Below are 16301 nucleotides of genomic sequence, written 5' to 3'. Positions count from 1 at the left end.
TTAACGGGTATTTTCTTTAATTTTGTTTGTGTTTAGTAAACGCCATATTTATTAAACTGTAGATAACATCTCAACTTTGATAAACCTTGGTCTGTTAATGTTACCTTTGTGTATCAGGAAGTTGCACCTGGTTGCGTTTATCTTTATTCGTTCGCCCTCATCGCACGCTCCAAACAGAAAAGGATTTGTTATGCCCTCTGAGTTTTCTCGAACATTTATTCCCCACCAATTTAAGCAGCCATGGTTAGTTTCCTTAGTTCTCGTGGTGTTGCTATCCATTTGGTTGGGACTAGGTGCTGGTCATGCAGAAGAAGCATTACCAAACAAATCAATTGAAATTCCGCTGGCGAAAGTATCTTTTCAGACCTTTATGTCTTCACCTACTTACAAAACCATTGAGCTTTATGGTCGTACAGCACCTGATCGGCATGCACGATTAGGTGCGGAAATCGCAGGTAAAATCGTCAAATTAAATGTTAAAAAAGGCGATAAAGTAAAAGCCGGACAGGCCATCGCGCAGATAGATAAAGGCGATCTCGAAATTCAATTTGAACGGGCGTCAGCTTTATATAGATTGAAACAAAAAGAATTTAAAGCGGCTCAATCACTTAAGAAGAGAGGGCTGCAGGGTGAAATTGCTTACACCACGGCTGAGGCTTCATTAACAGAAGCAAAAGCGATGAAAAGTAATGCTGAACTGGCTCTAAAGAATACGAAAATCACCTCACCATTTTCAGGTGTGGTTCAAGAGTTATTGGTTGAATTAGGAGATTTTGTTGGGGTTGGTGACCCAGTCGCAGGTGTTATCGACCTTGACCCTTTGGTGATTGAAGCGGATGTTAGTGAGCGTCATATACAGCATCTTCAGGTCGATCAATCAGCTTCTGTACGCTTGTTAGGTAGAAATGAGGTGGAAGGTAGCTTACGTTATATTTCTCGTATTTCATCTACTTCAACCAATACTTTTCCAATCGAAATTGAGATCGCCAACGCACAAGGCTTTTTACCTGCTGGGGTTAGCGCGGAAGTGACTCTCAGCCTTGAAAGTCAAGATGCCATAAAAATAACCCCTGCGATGCTTGCATTAGATGAAGCAGGGAATTTAGGTGTTAAGACATTAGTTTTGAAAGAAGATAAACCTATTGTTAAGTTTGTTGAGATTCAACTTGTTAAAGCTGAACAAGATGGTGTTTGGCTTACAGGGTTGGGTCAACAGGTTGATATTATCACTGTTGGGCAAGGCTTTGTGCGTGATGGTGACTCTGTAGTTGCTGTGGAGCAGCAATTGACTCCCGAGCCTGAACAGTCAACGATGACAGATAATTAGAGGGATAACGAATGTATTCAATTATTGATGCGGCGTTGTCTCGTGCAAGAACAATGTTGTCTTTATTATCACTTATTCTGATCGCGGGTGTGGGCACATATATAGCCATACCTAAAGAATCTAGCCCTGATATTACGATCCCCATTATTTACGTCTCCGTTGGACACCAAGGGATCTCACCAGCCGATGCGGAACGTTTACTCGTAAGACCTATTGAGCAAGAGTTAAGATCAATTGAAGGTGTGAAGGAAATGACAGCAACAGCGGCTGAAGGCCATGCTTCTGTTGTGTTGGAATTTAATGTCGGTGTCGATCTTACAAAAGCAATGGCAGATGTTCGTGATGCGGTTGATCTTGCAAAACCTAAACTGCCGGAAGATAGCGACGAACCTACCGTAAATGAAGTGACCTTAGCCTCTGAGCAACCAGTACTTTCTGTCGTTTTATATGGCACAGTGCCAGAGCGGACAATTGTTCAGATTGCCCGAGAGCTAGGCGATAAATTAGAAAGTTATAGGCAAATCCTAGAGGTAGATATAGCAGGTGACAGGGACGATATTGTTGAGATTATTGTCGACCCTTTACTCATGGAAAGTTATAGCCTAGATCAGGCGGACATTTATAACCTTATCGCCTTGAATAACCGAGTAGTAGCGGCTGGCTTTGTCGATACTGGCTATGGACGATTTTCAGTAAAAGTGCCTTCTGTTTTCAATTCTTTAAAAGATGTACTTGAACTACCTATCAAAGTTGATGGAAAACAAGTCGTAACTTTTGGAGATGTTGCCACGGTTCGCCGCGCCTTTCGCGATCCTGAAAGTTTTGCTCGTTTAGATGGGAAATCGGCTGTCGTTTTAGATATAAAGAAACGCGCCGGGGAAAATATCATAGAGACAGTTGCACTCGTAAAAGCTGTAATGGCTGGTGCTCAGCAACGAGCAGAATGGCCGAATAATTTACTCGTTAAATACACATGGGATGAATCTAAAGATGTGAAGATCATGCTTAATGATCTTCAGAATAATATATTGTCAGCAATTATCCTGGTTGTGATCGTTATTATCGCTATTTTAGGGGTTAGAACGGCATTGTTAGTTGGCATCTCGATTCCCGGGTCATTTCTTACTGGCTTATTAGTGCTTTCAGTTTTCGGCTTAACAGTGAATATCGTCGTATTGTTCTCACTGATCATGGCGGTTGGCATGCTCGTGGATGGCGCTATTGTTGTCACCGAATTTGCAGATAGGCGAATGCAAGAAGGGGAAAGTCGAAAAGAAGCTTACCGGGATGCGGCTAAACGTATGGCATGGCCGATTACTGCATCCACAGCGACAACGCTTGCAGCCTTTGCTCCTCTGCTATTTTGGCCGGATGTAACTGGCGAATTCATGAAATATTTGCCATTAACGTTAATTGCAACATTAAGTGCATCACTCATTATGGCGCTTTTATTTGTGCCAGTACTAGGCGGTTTAATTGGAAAGCCGCAGTATGTGTCGTCAGCTAACCAAGCTCGAATGGTTGCCTTACATAACGGTGACTTTTCACAAGCGAAGGGGTTAACTAAAGCGTATTACCATACGCTATCGATAGCCATCAAACATCCATTCAAGATTCTTTGTAGCGCAATCATATTATCTGTGGCGGTTGGCTTTACTTATTCTAAAGCCGGGCTTGGAGCTGAATTTTTTCCTGAAGTAGACCCGCCATTCTTTAACGTCAAAGTGCGTTCTCATGGCGATCTCTCAATTCAAGAAAAAGACACTATCATGCGTGATATTGAGCAAACTATGCTTAATCATGATGAGTTTGAAAGTGTATATACTCGAACGGGAGGGGATGACCAAATCGGTTTGATCTCAATAACCCCTGTCGATTGGCAATACCGCCGAAGCGTAAAAGAGATCATTGAAGAGTTAAAGCTACAAACCGATCTCTATGCTGGTGTCGAAATTGAATACAAGTTTCCAGATGCGGGACCACCTGTTGAAAATGATCTGGTTATTGAGTTGTCCGCTCGTACCCCAGAAGAGTTAAATCAAGCTGCAAAAGTGGTGAGAGCTTGGGCAGATGGTAACTCTGTTCTTAAAAACATCAGTGATACTTCAAGCAAAGAAGGGATCGATTGGAAAGTTGATATTCGAAGAGATGACGCGGCTCGTTTCTCTGCGGATGCCACCTTAGTCGGTAATACCGTTCAGTTTGTGACTAATGGGTTGAAAATTGGTGACTATTTACCGGATGATTCCTCAGAAGAAGTCGATATCCTTGTACGCTATCCAAATGATAAGCGAGATATCGGTCGTTTTGATCAACTAAGAGTGAAGACGCCAGCAGGTTTAGTGCCTATTACAAATTTTGCTCAAATTATCCCTGATCATAAACAAGATACGATTAAGAGGCTCGATGGTAAACGAGTCGTAAACATTATGGCGGATATGGAGGAAGGGTTTAATTTAGCGTTAGAATTACCAAAAATAGAGCAAGCATTGAATGAATTAGGGCTCCCTAGCGGCGTTGATTTTCGTATTCGTGGTCAAAATGAAGAACAAGAGAACTCTTCAGCCTTTTTACAGAGTGCCTTTTTGGTTGCACTAGCGGTAATGGCGTTAATCCTTATTACTCAGTTCAATAGTTTCTATCAAGCGTTTCTAATCTTGAGTGCTGTCTTGTTTTCTACAGTTGGTGTTTTTGTTGGTTTGCTTATATTCCAAAGACCATTTGGTATCGTGATGTCTGGGATTGGCGTGATTGCATTAGCTGGGATTGTGGTGAACAACAACATTGTACTCATCGATACTTATAATCAGTTGATTAAGCGGGGTCTAGATAAGCGAGATGCTATTTTAAGAACTGGTGTCCAGCGTTTAAGACCTGTAATGCTGACCACTGTGACAACCATATTAGGCTTGTTACCTATGGTTTTAGAAATGAATATCGATTTAATTAATCAAAAAATTGAGTTTGGAGCTCCTAGTACGCAATGGTGGTCACAACTCGCTACTGCTATTGCTGGTGGCTTAGCATTTGCAACTGTGCTGACGTTAGTCTTAACACCTTGCTTATTGATGTTAGGTAGAGCTAAGAAGGAAGAGGTTCAATCGGATTAATTGGTTTTAATCAGTCAGTCGTTACTATCAACCGTAATTATTATCACAGCACTTACTATTAAGAGCCGCTACCTTCAAAATAAGTGAGCAGTAAAATAAAAAATAGCGCCTGATTTCGGCGCTATTTTTATTTTAGACTTTCATTTTTATCACTCAGTTTAGAATCGTTAGGGGCTAGTTAGTGATTACTTTGTTGCGAGTAATTGCCCGTAACGTTCTAATTTATCTAATCGAATCTTAGAGTTAGCAATAAAAGTGTTCTTTGTTTTGCCTTTGAGTGATTTTGATTGGGGTAACTTCACCGTTCGAGCATTTTTGTGAACCCCATTAACTAAGAATTCATAATGTAGGTGAGGACCCGTGACTCGACCTGTTCCACCTAAAGTACCAATAGTTTGCCCTTGTTTCACACGTTGACCTGTTTTGACAGAGCGCTTTTTCAAGTGCAGGTACTTCGTTATGTAGGTGTTGCTGTGACGTATGAAAACGTAGTTACCATTAAATTGGTTGTAACTAGACTTTTGAACAATACCATCGCCTGCTGCCCAAATTGGTGTGCCGACAGGTGCCGCGTAATCCGTGCCTCTATGAGCTCTTATCTTACCTGTAACTGGGTGTTTTCGGTTAGGGTTGAAGTTTGATGTTACACGTCTGAAATCAACAGGAGAGCGTAAGAAAGCCTTCTTCATAGCTCGGCCTTTTTCATCGTAATAGTTACCGCTCTTATCATCTAAAACCGCAGTAAATGTATCACCTTGGTTACTGAATATAGCCGCCATAATTTTCCCGCGCCCAACGACCTCTCCTTCCACTACCTTTTCTTGGTATAGGATTTTAAAACTGTCGTTTTTTCGAATATCTAAAGCAAAATCAATATCCCAGCCAAATATTCCCGCAAGTTCCATGATTTGGTTGGCTGTTAAACCAGCATTGATGCCAGCATTCCAAAAGTTAGAAGTGATGTTGGCTTGGGCATAATTGTATTGGTAATTGACTTCCTTTTTATCCAGTTTAGATGTGAACTGATCACCTGACGCGGTAATGCGAAAGGTCTCAAAAGCATTGAGCTGGCGCTTCAGTTGAATTAGAGCGTTATTTTCATTAAAACCGAATTGAAGTACGTCTCCAGGGCGAAGGTTAGACAAATGGTCTTTAATGTCTTTATCGCTGCTGACTAAGTTATGGAGTAAGCGTGGTGATAATCCAATACGCTTAAAAAGGACGGCGGTACTTTCGCCTGAACGAACCGTGTATTTTTCCCATTTGAGAACGGCAGTTGGGGCTATGTCTGTACCTATAGCAAGTGCTTCAGCATTTATGGTTAACGGGTAGAGTTTACCAACCTCAAGTCGATTCTCAGAATCTCTTAAGCTATTGGCGTCTGGTAACAAAAACAAAGCTATGAAAATTATCGCACTAAAGAATGCGATCAAAGCCCGGTGCAAAATAGGAAGGCGTGCAAAAATAGACAACATGATCCGGTTCGTTCTGTAAATATTGAGAAAATAGGCGACAGAATAGTGTAACTGGTTTCAAAATACATCGCTATTCAAGTAAGATGTCGAACTATTATATTTTTGCCAAATCTGTGGGAGTGAACAAGAATGGCGAGTATTGAAGCAGCATTAGCCGAGATCAAACGTGGCGTAGAAGAACTGATTCCAGAAGACGAACTGATAGCTAAGTTAAAAGAAGGTCGTCCTTTACGCATTAAGTTGGGTGCCGATCCGACAGCACCAGATATCCACCTTGGTCACACCGTAATCTTTAACAAATTACGTGCGTTTCAAGAGCTAGGTCATGAAGTGACATTCCTTATTGGTGATTTCACTGCAATGGTTGGTGACCCATCAGGTAAGAATTCAACTCGTCCACCACTAAGCCGTGAAGACGTATTGAAAAATGCTGAAACTTACAAAGAGCAAGTATTCAAGATTCTAGACCCTGCGAAAACGCAAATTCGTTTCAACTCTGAATGGTTATCTGAACTTGGTGCTGAAGGCATGATTCGTCTTGCATCTAACCAAACTGTTGCTCGTATGCTTGAGCGTGATGACTTTAAAAAGCGTTACGCTGGTGGTCAACCGATCGCAATTCACGAATTTATGTACCCACTTCTACAAGGTCACGACTCTGTTGCACTAGAGAGCGACGTTGAGCTTGGCGGTACTGACCAGAAGTTTAACCTTCTAATGGGTCGTGAACTGCAAAAAGCTGCCGGTCAAAAACCACAAGCGGTACTGATGATGCCACTACTTGTTGGTCTAGACGGTGTTAAGAAGATGTCTAAGTCTGCGCATAACTACATCGGTATTAGCGAAGCTCCAAGTGAGATGTTTGGTAAGATCATGTCTATCTCTGACGATCTAATGTGGAGCTACTACGAGCTGCTGTCTTTCCGTCCTCTAGAAGAAGTAGCGGAACTAAAAGCTGGCGTTGAAGCGGGCAAAAACCCTCGTGACGTTAAAGTTCTACTGGCTAAAGAGATCATCGCTCGTTTCCACAGTGAAGCCGATGCTGAAGCGGCTGAGCAAGAGTTTGTTAACCGTTTTGCTAAAAACCAAGTGCCAGATGAAATGCCTGAATTCGAATTCGAAGCAGGTCTACCAATCGCTAACGTTCTAAAAGAAGCAGGTCTTGTAAACTCTACTTCTGATGCGATGCGTATGATCAAGCAAGGCGCGGCTAAGCTAGAAGGCGAGAAAATTGAAGACAGCAGATTTGTACCTGAAGCGGGTACGGCGGTTTACCAAGTAGGTAAGCGCAAGTTTGCTCGTATTACTATCAAGTAATATTCAATTTAAGTGTTTTTAACGAAAAGGCATCTACGGATGCCTTTTTTATTGCCTAAAAGATTATTGACCGAAAGTTGACGAAGTTTTTAAATGAGTATTGCTACACTGTGCGCGCTGTCAAATAGACAGTAATTCTGGAGATTTTTATGAACAATACCGACCATCCTCCTAGTTTGAATGGAGAAGAATAACCTGTCTCGGTATTGATTTATTGTCCTACCGTTCAGGTAGGGTATCTTTGTTTTCCCCCTTCATTCTTTTCCACACACTAGATTCTAACAAGTAGACACCACGAGTAGTTTTCAGCTCTTGGTACGCCTAGTTATACGCTCTTGGTATGCTCGTTATATGCTTTTGTGTACTAGCTATAAGCTATAAGCTATTTGTTTTGATGGTCGTTACCTTTGCCAATCGGGAGATTCGCCATGACGGTAATGAACAACACTTTTCTATCTATTGAAGCTCTGTACTCAGAGAAAGACATCCAAGCTGTATCTAATGCATTTCAACAGTACGGACGTGAGCAACAAATTAACCTTTTGAACCGCATGCCACTTGAAGATGCGGTGTTAGTGCTTGGGCAATGCTCTCTTAGTACGATTCAGACTTTACTTAGTGAGTTAGAAGAACAGGGCTTTGAGAAGCGATCTCGACACCTAGCTCACCAACTAGGGCTGATCTACTCAGAGGTGGAACCTCAGCAGGGCTACCTTTCGACTGGGGTGATGAGCCATGTTAGGCAACGTATCGGTTGGATAATTGCGTTAGCACTATTGGGAATCGTCTCAGGGCTTATCATTGCTCAATATGAAGACATTCTCAGCCAGTTGGTGCTTCTGGCGATCTACATGCCAGTGATCGCTGCTGCTGGTGGTAATACGGGAACGCAAGCCGCGACTTTGGTCATCAGAGCTTTAGCCACTGGTGAGTTGAAGAAGCGACAATGGGCTAACGTTCTATGGAAAGAGTTTAGAGTCGCGATTTGTTTAGCACTTGCGATTTCGGTGGTGATGATAGGGCGTATTTTGATGTTTAGTGAAAGCCAATCAACAGGCGGCTATGACATCAACATGATTGCTTTAGCCATTGCTGTCGCTCTGTTTATTCAAGTTACGATATCAACGGTGCTTGGTGGTGGGTTACCGATAGTTGCACGATTATTCAAGCTTGATCCTGCCGTGTTAGTGAGCCCTGTGCTTGCTTCAATTGTGGATATCTCAGGAATGTGGATCTACTTTACCGTAGTAAATACTTTGCTTGAAATAGCTTGAATCAATACGGGGTAGGTTACAAGATTGCTTAGAGCTTAGAGCTTAGAGCTTAGAGCTTAGAGCTTAGAGCTTAGTGTGCAGAGATTAGATATAGGGAGCGAACTTAGGTGGTTGCTCCCTATTCAATGATTATTGTTGACTGAATTTGATGACATCTTTGTAAAATGCTTTTTCAAATTGAGTAATCGGAGCAATGACAGGCGTATCAGTATTATTTTTCACAGGGTAGTAATCCCTCACAAATTGAACAAAAACACTGTTAGGTTGGCCTGCTTTGTCTAAACCAAAGCCTGCCATATTATAACTCCCGTATAAAGAGCCACTTTTTGCAATGATGTTGCCTTCTATTGGTGCCTTTCTCATACTCTTTCGATAACGAAGTGTACCGCTTAGCCCTGATTTGGGCATAGACTGAAGTAAATTCAGCTCTTTTTCGTTTTCCCAAATATAGTGCAGGACTTGGGTCATACTTTCTGCTGTCATTCTATTGTTACGAGATAATCCTGAACCATCGGTTAGCTTTGCACTTTGAAGATCAATTCCGGCCTTACTTAATAAAATTTGTTTGATTGCCTCAGTACCATTGTTAAAACTACCTGCTTGGACAAAAAAAGTAGCGCCTAATGTCTTTGTTAGGTTATCTGCAATTAAGTTGTCAGACTCTTTCAACATAGTATTAAGAAGCGAGGGAAGCGAAGGTGACCTGTGCTTTGATACTAATGTCATCTTGGATGATCTAGTAGGCTTAACTGTGATTTGCCCTTTTATATCCATTTTCAGTTCAGCTACTAGATCTGAGGTAACATTTTGTACGTACAACTCGGGGTTTTGTATAGCAAACTTAAGAGGGAGAGGTTTCTTTCTCTCTATTAAGCAGCCAGACAGTTGGTATTCATTATTAGGTGTCGTTGTTAATTCTAAGCTGCATTGTGTTGCTTTTTGCCCTGAGCGGGAGACTGTTGATGTTTCAGTGTTTACAGTGATTGGGTAGTGAGCCGGAATGTAAACACGGGTATGTCCATCATCTTGAGTATATATTGATGCTTGAGCGCAATTTTCATCAAGCGTAATAGCCGATGCTGGAGCGCTGTAACACACACCTAAAATATCCCAAGGCCAGCCAACTGCTCGGTCATAGCCTGTAAAAGCGGAGTTATCCAGAAAAATGCTTCCGGCTATTTGATTGCCATACTCTTTTTTATAATCACGCAGTAATTGCTTTAAATGTTCTCGCTTTAGAGTTGGATCTCCAGAGAAAGAAATTACAACATCACTGCCGCTTTTATATAAAGAAGTTGAGTAGTGGAAATCATTCCCTAACTCTAATTTAGCGGCGAGAGCAGTGACGAGCTTAAGGGTGCTTGCTGGAGGGTAAAATCGATCACTATTGAGTGAAATGAACTCTTCACTTGAATCTAGTGACTCTACGATCAGGCTTGAGACACTTCCTTTTGGTAGATAATTCAGAGGAGTATATGCAAAGACTGAAAAGGAAAAACTAAAAAAAATTAGAGCTGTAAGAATTCGCATAGTCAGATAAAAGTTGTGGTTAGAGTTTTCAGTATACAGATATAAAAAACGCCCGCTAGAGAGCGGGCGTTTTGATTCTCAATTAACTAATTAATCAATTAGCTAACTAGAATTAGAAGTCGTAACGTAGACCAAGAGCTAGTTCGTCTTCAGCTTGGATTGACGTTGCGCCAGTGTTTGCGCCGCCAACAGAACCGTACGTGTCACCTTTTGAGATAAGGTTGAAGTTGTACGATACGTAGCCACGGAAGTTAGGCTTGAAGAAGTAAGTTGCGTCTACTGCTAGGTTATCAGCAGATGTGTCGCCGTTAGTTTCAGCATTGTTGTATGTAGAAGAGAATACAGTTTGACCCATAGTGTACGCAGCTGCTAACTCGTAACCAGTGTAGTCGCCGTTGTTCTTCGCTTTTTCACCGTCAGTAAATACACCAGCGAAGTATAGGTCGCCCATTGTGTAAGAACCAGAAAGCATGTATTCGTTTTCTTCAGCTTGGTCTGCGAAGCCTGCACCTAGTTTAACGCCAGTTTCGCCGATAGCGTAGATACCAGATAGAGAGTAACCGTCTTCGCCGTTATCTACATATTCAGTTTCTGCTGCGTTCTCAGAACGGTCAGCAAAACGGTAGCTTGCTTTTACGCTTAGGTCTTGGAATTGACCCTTGTAAGAAAGCATGTTGTCTGTACGGTCAGCTGCCGCTAGTTTATCTGCAGCAGAGTTACCGTGGTAAGCCATGATATCTGTGAAGTCAGTGATTACGCCAAGTGCGCCATCGTTTTTACCGTAAGTTACTTCACCAAATTTACCGCCAAGACCAGCGTAAGTGTAACGGTTATCTAGATCAGAACCGTCATCGTTGTCAGCTGTAGTGAATTCACCTTCGTAGAAACCAACGCCGTATAGACCGTCTTGGATTTCAACTTTACCTAAAAAGTTAAGACGGATACGAGAGTTATCAGATGCTTTGCCATCTTTCATAGATAGACGAGCTTCAGCACGACCGCCCATTTCTAGAGAAGTACCATCTTGGTTGTAAAGTTCAGCAGCAGTTGCACCAGTAGTAAGAGCAGCAGCAGATACTGCTAGAGCGATAATTGTTTTGTTCATGTTATTAATTCCTAATTACTGTCCATAAATAGTTTTATCAAGGATATGTATCCTTTTTGTATTGCCTGTATAAATCAAGCTTCATAATCAGGCTTATAACATTAAGCGAGAAACTTGCCAGTGCAATCCGTGGGTTACTTTTTACCTTAAAGTTCCCTGTTGAGTTAGTAAAACAATATAAATTGAAATTATGAACACTGTTTTATTGTGATTGTTTTTATTTAAGTTGTTGATTTTAATTGTTTTTGATTTTTCGTGCAGTGTAATTTATTTTTATTTTTTTTTGTTTTTTTATATTTTTCTTTTGTTAGTTTTAAAGATGAGACTGAAATTCTAGTTTTGAGAAGTAGGCAAATATGAGCTCGATTACGCTTTTTGAATACAAAGTGGAATAAACGTGATTTAGATATCAAGTTTGTTTACACTATCAAAATGAGTTTGTTTCTATTACCTAATCACTAAGGTTGGGTAGGTTTATTTTGTCCAAAGAAAACTTTGGCATAGAGGTAAGAAATGGAAAAGGTTCCAATGACAGTACGTGGCGCTCAGCAGCTACGTGACGAATTAGATCGCCTATTAAAGCTACGCCCTGTTATCTCAGCAGCGATTGGTGAAGCTCGTGAACTCGGTGATTTAAAAGAAAATGCTGAATATCATGCTGCTCGTGAAGAGCAAGGCATCTGTGAAGCACAGATCCGTGATATCGAATATAAGCTTTCTTTAGCTCAGATTATTGATGTTACTCAAATGGAAAATACTGGGAAGATCATTTTTGGTACGACAGTGACATTAATTGATGTAGATACTGACGAAGAAGTGAAATACCAAATTGTTTCAGAAGATGAAGCGGATATTAAAACAGGCCGTATCTCTGTTAAGTCTCCAATTGCTCGTGGTCTTATTGGTAAGATGGAAGGCGACGAAGTGCTTATTTCTACCCCAGGCGGCGAGAAAGATTTCGAAATTGATAAAGTAGAATATATCTAAGCTGATTATTTTATTGTTGATATTAAAAAGGTCGCTCACAGCGACCTTTTTTGTTTCTCATGTAGGTAATAATAGATTACTTACGTGGAATCTCGATTTTACGTGCTTCTGACTGACGGAACAGTACTAGAACTTTACCGATAGTCTGTACTTTCTCTGCTTTAGTTTCACGTACAATTGCATCGATAATCAGTTGCTTAGTCTCACGGTCTTCTGATGCAACTTTAATCTTGATCAGTTCGTGGTGGTCTAGAGCTAATTCGATTTCCGCTAGAACAGCTTCAGTAAGTCCATTTGCGCCCATTAGCACTACAGGTTTTAAACTGTGAGCTAGGCCCTTTAGATGCTGCTTTTGTTTGGTACTTAGGTTCATTACGCGGCCAATTTTCTTTAATATTAGGGTTGAAAAAACCTATTTTAACGCCATCTAATGCTGAAGACTATAATTTATTCATCATAGTATTGGGCAATCAGTATTTATTCACCGATTTAGGTATCTAATGAGTAAACAGAAACATTCGGCCAGTTCTGGTCGTTGGTTGAAGGAACACTTCGACGACAAGTATGCAAATGAAGCTAGAAAAAAAGGCTATCGTTCTCGTGCTTATTTTAAAATGGAAGAAATTCAATCCAAAGATAAGCTGCTTGCGCCAGGTATGACAGTTGTTGATTTGGGTGCCGCTCCTGGGGGGTGGTCTCAATACGGTGCTAAGGTTATAGGGGACAGTGGTCAAATCATTGCCTGTGACTTGTTACCAATGGACCCAATTGCTGGTGTTAGCTTTCTTCAAGGTGATTTTCGTGAAGAAGCAGTATTAGATGCTTTATTAGAGCGAATTCAACCTAATATGGTTGATGTAGTTATGTCAGATATGGCACCAAATATTGCGGGCAACAACTCTGTAGATCAACCTAGAGCTATGTACTTAGTTGAATTAGCATTGGATATGTGTCGACAAGTTCTAGCTACCAATGGTAGTTTTGTTGTCAAAGTTTTCCAAGGCGAAGGGTTTGATCAATATGTTAAGGATGTCCGTGAGATATTCAAAACAGTAAAAGTCAGAAAACCCGATTCATCACGAGCACGTTCTCGTGAAGTTTTTATCGTAGCCACTGGTTACAAAGGTTAACGATTCTCTTTCAAAAGTGAGCGTTAACAATATGGCTACAGTTTACAAACTGTAGTACCCTACCTTTAATTACAATTAGTTATCGAGAGGCTGACACCTTGAGTGACATGGCAAAAAATTTAATTCTGTGGCTTGTTATTGCTGTAGTGCTTATGTCTGTATTCCAGAGCTTCGGCCCTGGAGAAAGTAACGGCAGAGCAGTAGATTACACCACATTTGTACAGGAAGTTGGCCAAGGCCAGATTCAAGACGCACAGTTCAATAACAGTGAAATTACCTTTACCCGTCGTGGTGGTGGTTCTAAGTATGTAACTTACATGCCTGTTTATGATCAAAAGCTACTTGATGACTTAATTAATCAAAATGTTCGAGTTCAGGGCACACCACCAGAAGAACAGAGCCTACTTGGTACTATCTTCATCTCTTGGTTCCCTATGATCTTACTAATTGGTGTGTGGATTTTCTTCATGCGTCAAATGCAAGGCGGCGGCGGCGGTAAAGGCGCAATGTCGTTTGGTAAGAGTAAAGCTCGAATGATGAGCGAAGAACAAATTAAAACGATGTTTGCTGATGTTGCAGGTTGTGACGAAGCAAAAGAAGATGTGAAAGAACTTGTTGACTACCTTCGTGACCCAAGTCGTTTCCAAAAGCTAGGTGGTAAAATCCCTACAGGCATTCTGTTGGTTGGTCCTCCTGGTACTGGTAAAACATTGCTTGCAAAAGCGATTGCTGGTGAAGCGAAAGTACCGTTCTTTACTATCTCAGGTTCTGACTTCGTTGAAATGTTTGTTGGTGTTGGTGCATCTCGTGTACGTGACATGTTCGAACAAGCGAAGAAAGCGGCACCTTGTATCATCTTTATCGATGAAATCGATGCGGTAGGTCGTCAGCGTGGCGCTGGTGTTGGTGGTGGTCACGATGAACGTGAACAAACACTAAACCAAATGCTGGTTGAGATGGATGGTTTTGAAGGTAACGAAGGTATTATCGTTATCGCTGCGACTAACCGTCCAGACGTACTTGACCCGGCACTACTTCGTCCAGGTCGTTTTGACCGTCAAGTTGTGGTTGGTCTGCCTGATGTACGTGGTCGTGAACAGATACTTAAAGTACACATGCGTAAAGTCCCACTGTCAGGCGATGTTGAACCATCTCTGATTGCTCGTGGTACTCCAGGTTTCTCTGGTGCAGATCTTGCGAACCTTGTTAACGAAGCGGCTCTATTCGCTGCTCGCGGAAATAAACGCAATGTATCTATGGTTGAGTTTGAACTTGCGAAAGATAAGATCATGATGGGTGCAGAGCGCCGCTCAATGGTTATGTCTGAAGAAGTGAAAGAATCAACGGCTTATCACGAAGCGGGTCACGCGATTGTTGGTCGTTTGGTACCTGAACACGATCCTGTGTACAAGGTATCAATCATCCCACGTGGTCGTGCACTTGGTGTGACTATGTACCTACCAGAGCAAGATCGCGTAAGCATGTCTCGCCAACATCTAGAGTCAATGATTTCTAGCTTGTACGGTGGTCGTCTAGCTGAAGAACTTATCTACGGTAAGGACAATGTATCAACTGGTGCATCTAACGATATCGAACGTGCAACAGATATTGCTCGCAAGATGGTTACGCAATGGGGTTTCTCTGAAAAACTAGGCCCTCTTCTTTATGCTGAAGAAGAAGGTGAAGTTTTCCTAGGTCGCGGCATGAGCCAAGCTAAACATGTTTCTGACGATACAACTCGACTGATCGATGAAGAAATTCGTATCCTTATCGACCGCAACTACGCTCGTGCTAAGCAAATCCTAGAAGATAATATGGATTTGATGCATTCGATGAAAGATGCACTTATGAAGTATGAAACGATCGATGCAGGTCAGATTGATGATCTCATGGAGCGTAAAACTGACATTCGTGAGCCAGCTGGTTGGGGTGATCAGGAAAAAGCAGAACCTGCAAAGGAAGAAGCTAAAACTGAAGCCAAATCAGAAGGGCAAGCTAAAACTGAACCAAAAGCTGAAGAGCCTAAAGTTGAAGAAGCTAAGTCTGAATCAGATGATGCCCAAAACAAAGACTCTTAATCTTTAAGTTATAAACAAAAACCCTGAGGAGACTCAGGGTTTTTCTGTTTATAGCTCGAGTATATTTATTGCGTAAAATAACTATTACATTTGTTGAAGATAGTTCCGATGAAATTAAAATCTAACAATAAAACTCTTGTTCTTGACCGAACACATGTCATGGGGATTTTAAATGTTACCCCTGATTCCTTTTCTGATGGCGGAAAATTCAATTCATTAGATAATGCTTTACTGCAAGCTGAACAGATGATTGAAGCTGGTGTAAGTATTATTGATATTGGTGGAGAATCGACTCGCCCAGGAGCTCCTAACGTTTCCTTAGAGGAAGAACTCGCTCGTGTTATCCCTGTTATTAAAGCGATTCGAGCTAAGTTTGATGTTTGGATTTCTATTGATACCAGTAAAGCGGAAGTGATGCGCCAAGCGGTTGAAGCTGGAGCTGACTTGATCAATGATGTGCGCGCTTTGCAAGAACCAGGAGCTTTGGAAGCTGCCGCTGAGGCTAATGTACCTGTTTGCTTAATGCACATGAAAGGTCAGCCAAGAACTATGCAAGCCAATCCAAGTTATGACGATGTTCTAAAGGATATCGAAGCATTCTTGCAAGAAAGAGTGAAGTCTTGTAAAGCCGTCGGTATCTCAAAGGAACAGCTGATTCTTGATCCTGGTTTTGGTTTCGGTAAAACCATCGAACATAATTACCACCTATTAGCGCACCTTGAAAAATTTCATACACTTGAGTTGCCGATCTTAGCGGGGATGTCGAGAAAATCGATGATTTTTAAGCTTTTAGATAAAGCTCCTGCCGACTGCATGATAGCAAGCATCACTTGCGCTACAATCGCGGCAATGAAAGGTGCACAAATTATTCGTGTTCATGATGTTGAAGAAACATTAGAAGCGATGAAGATCATTCAAGTGATGAACAATAATCATTCAATTGAAAAATAATAAAAATTAAGGAAAAC

The 16301-nt window shown here is 41.5% G+C and carries 12 protein-coding genes; 8 read left to right on the top strand and 4 right to left on the bottom strand.

All coding sequences use genetic code 11. The features are described from left to right. The first annotated feature begins 190 nt into the window (after nucleotides 1-190). Both L4C37_RS01180 and L4C37_RS01175 read left to right on the top strand, forming a co-directional pair. The gene (locus tag L4C37_RS01180; protein ID WP_429767669.1) at nucleotides 191-1327 is read left to right on the top strand and encodes an efflux RND transporter periplasmic adaptor subunit; all 1137 of its coding nucleotides are present in this window, start codon (nucleotides 191-193) and stop codon (nucleotides 1325-1327) included. An 11-nt stretch (nucleotides 1328-1338) separates the two neighbouring features. Then, nucleotides 1339-4437 (top strand): efflux RND transporter permease subunit, encoded by a 3099-nt coding sequence (locus tag L4C37_RS01175; RefSeq protein WP_429767668.1) that lies wholly within the window; start codon nucleotides 1339-1341, stop codon nucleotides 4435-4437. 185 nt (nucleotides 4438-4622) lie between these two features. On the opposite strand, the gene shyC is transcribed toward L4C37_RS01175, so the two are convergent. Then, entirely contained in the window at nucleotides 4623-5912 is a 1290-nt protein-coding gene (shyC, locus tag L4C37_RS01170) for a peptidoglycan DD-endopeptidase ShyC (protein ID WP_429767667.1), read from the bottom strand. A 129-nt stretch (nucleotides 5913-6041) separates the two neighbouring features. On the opposite strand from shyC, the gene tyrS reads away from it, so the two are divergent. Beyond that, nucleotides 6042-7229, top strand: a complete 1188-nt coding sequence (tyrS, locus tag L4C37_RS01165) for a tyrosine--tRNA ligase (RefSeq protein ID WP_137373430.1) — start codon at nucleotides 6042-6044, stop codon at nucleotides 7227-7229. 428 nt (nucleotides 7230-7657) lie between these two features. After that, nucleotides 7658-8503, top strand: a complete 846-nt coding sequence (locus tag L4C37_RS01160) for a magnesium transporter (RefSeq protein ID WP_429767666.1) — start codon at nucleotides 7658-7660, stop codon at nucleotides 8501-8503. 129 nt (nucleotides 8504-8632) lie between these two features. On the opposite strand, the gene dacB is transcribed toward L4C37_RS01160, so the two are convergent. Then, the gene (gene dacB, locus L4C37_RS01155) at nucleotides 8633-10033 is read right to left on the bottom strand and encodes a serine-type D-Ala-D-Ala carboxypeptidase (protein WP_429767665.1); all 1401 of its coding nucleotides are present in this window, start codon (nucleotides 10031-10033) and stop codon (nucleotides 8633-8635) included. Between the two features lie 112 nt (nucleotides 10034-10145). Next, a complete protein-coding gene (locus L4C37_RS01150; protein WP_429767664.1) occupies nucleotides 10146-11138 on the bottom strand; it encodes a porin in 993 nt (330 codons plus the stop codon). Nucleotides 11139-11651: 513 nt separating this feature from the next. Between L4C37_RS01150 and greA the strand changes: the two genes are divergently transcribed. Then, the gene (gene greA / locus L4C37_RS01145; protein ID WP_137373434.1) at nucleotides 11652-12125 is read left to right on the top strand and encodes a transcription elongation factor GreA; all 474 of its coding nucleotides are present in this window, start codon (nucleotides 11652-11654) and stop codon (nucleotides 12123-12125) included. Between the two features lie 76 nt (nucleotides 12126-12201). On the opposite strand, the gene yhbY is transcribed toward greA, so the two are convergent. Continuing rightward, complete coding sequence (yhbY, locus tag L4C37_RS01140; RefSeq protein ID WP_004738252.1) at nucleotides 12202-12498, bottom strand: ribosome assembly RNA-binding protein YhbY; 297 nt, start codon at nucleotides 12496-12498, stop codon at nucleotides 12202-12204. A 127-nt stretch (nucleotides 12499-12625) separates the two neighbouring features. Between yhbY and rlmE the strand changes: the two genes are divergently transcribed. The 3 genes from rlmE (at nucleotide 12626) to folP (ending at nucleotide 16284) form a co-directional block, all read left to right on the top strand. Beyond that, nucleotides 12626-13255 (top strand): 23S rRNA (uridine(2552)-2'-O)-methyltransferase RlmE, encoded by a 630-nt coding sequence (gene rlmE / locus L4C37_RS01135; protein ID WP_137373435.1) that lies wholly within the window; start codon nucleotides 12626-12628, stop codon nucleotides 13253-13255. A gap of 107 nt (nucleotides 13256-13362) precedes the next feature. Then, nucleotides 13363-15333 (top strand): ATP-dependent zinc metalloprotease FtsH, encoded by a 1971-nt coding sequence (ftsH, locus tag L4C37_RS01130; RefSeq protein WP_273295975.1) that lies wholly within the window; start codon nucleotides 13363-13365, stop codon nucleotides 15331-15333. Between the two features lie 108 nt (nucleotides 15334-15441). Further along, nucleotides 15442-16284: a dihydropteroate synthase gene (gene folP, locus L4C37_RS01125; RefSeq protein ID WP_137373437.1), complete on the top strand. Its 843-nt coding sequence runs from the start codon at nucleotides 15442-15444 to the stop codon at nucleotides 16282-16284. The last annotated feature ends 17 nt before the right edge of the window (nucleotides 16285-16301 follow it).

Origin of the sequence: Vibrio kagoshimensis (assembly GCF_050337535.1) — a bacterium.
Lineage (GTDB): Bacteria > Pseudomonadota > Gammaproteobacteria > Enterobacterales > Vibrionaceae > Vibrio > Vibrio gallaecicus.
The sequence above is the reverse complement of the archived record's forward strand: the minus strand, read 5'-3'. Positions and strand labels throughout refer to the sequence as shown.

Excerpts from the sequence above, each read along its gene's own strand:
- L4C37_RS01180 (WP_429767669.1), top strand. The coding sequence starts at position 191 with ATGCCCTCTGAGTTTTCTCGAACATTTATTCCCCACCAATTTAAGCAG.
- L4C37_RS01175 (WP_429767668.1), top strand. The coding sequence starts at position 1,339 with ATGTATTCAATTATTGATGCGGCGTTGTCTCGTGCAAGAACAATGTTG.
- shyC (WP_429767667.1), bottom strand. The coding sequence starts at position 5,912 with ATGTTGTCTATTTTTGCACGCCTTCCTATTTTGCACCGGGCTTTGATC.
- tyrS (WP_137373430.1), top strand. The coding sequence starts at position 6,042 with ATGGCGAGTATTGAAGCAGCATTAGCCGAGATCAAACGTGGCGTAGAA.
- L4C37_RS01160 (WP_429767666.1), top strand. The coding sequence starts at position 7,658 with ATGACGGTAATGAACAACACTTTTCTATCTATTGAAGCTCTGTACTCA.
- dacB (WP_429767665.1), bottom strand. The coding sequence starts at position 10,033 with ATGCGAATTCTTACAGCTCTAATTTTTTTTAGTTTTTCCTTTTCAGTC.
- L4C37_RS01150 (WP_429767664.1), bottom strand. The coding sequence starts at position 11,138 with ATGAACAAAACAATTATCGCTCTAGCAGTATCTGCTGCTGCTCTTACT.
- greA (WP_137373434.1), top strand. The coding sequence starts at position 11,652 with ATGGAAAAGGTTCCAATGACAGTACGTGGCGCTCAGCAGCTACGTGAC.
- yhbY (WP_004738252.1), bottom strand. The coding sequence starts at position 12,498 with ATGAACCTAAGTACCAAACAAAAGCAGCATCTAAAGGGCCTAGCTCAC.
- rlmE (WP_137373435.1), top strand. The coding sequence starts at position 12,626 with ATGAGTAAACAGAAACATTCGGCCAGTTCTGGTCGTTGGTTGAAGGAA.
- ftsH (WP_273295975.1), top strand. The coding sequence starts at position 13,363 with ATGGCAAAAAATTTAATTCTGTGGCTTGTTATTGCTGTAGTGCTTATG.
- folP (WP_137373437.1), top strand. The coding sequence starts at position 15,442 with ATGAAATTAAAATCTAACAATAAAACTCTTGTTCTTGACCGAACACAT.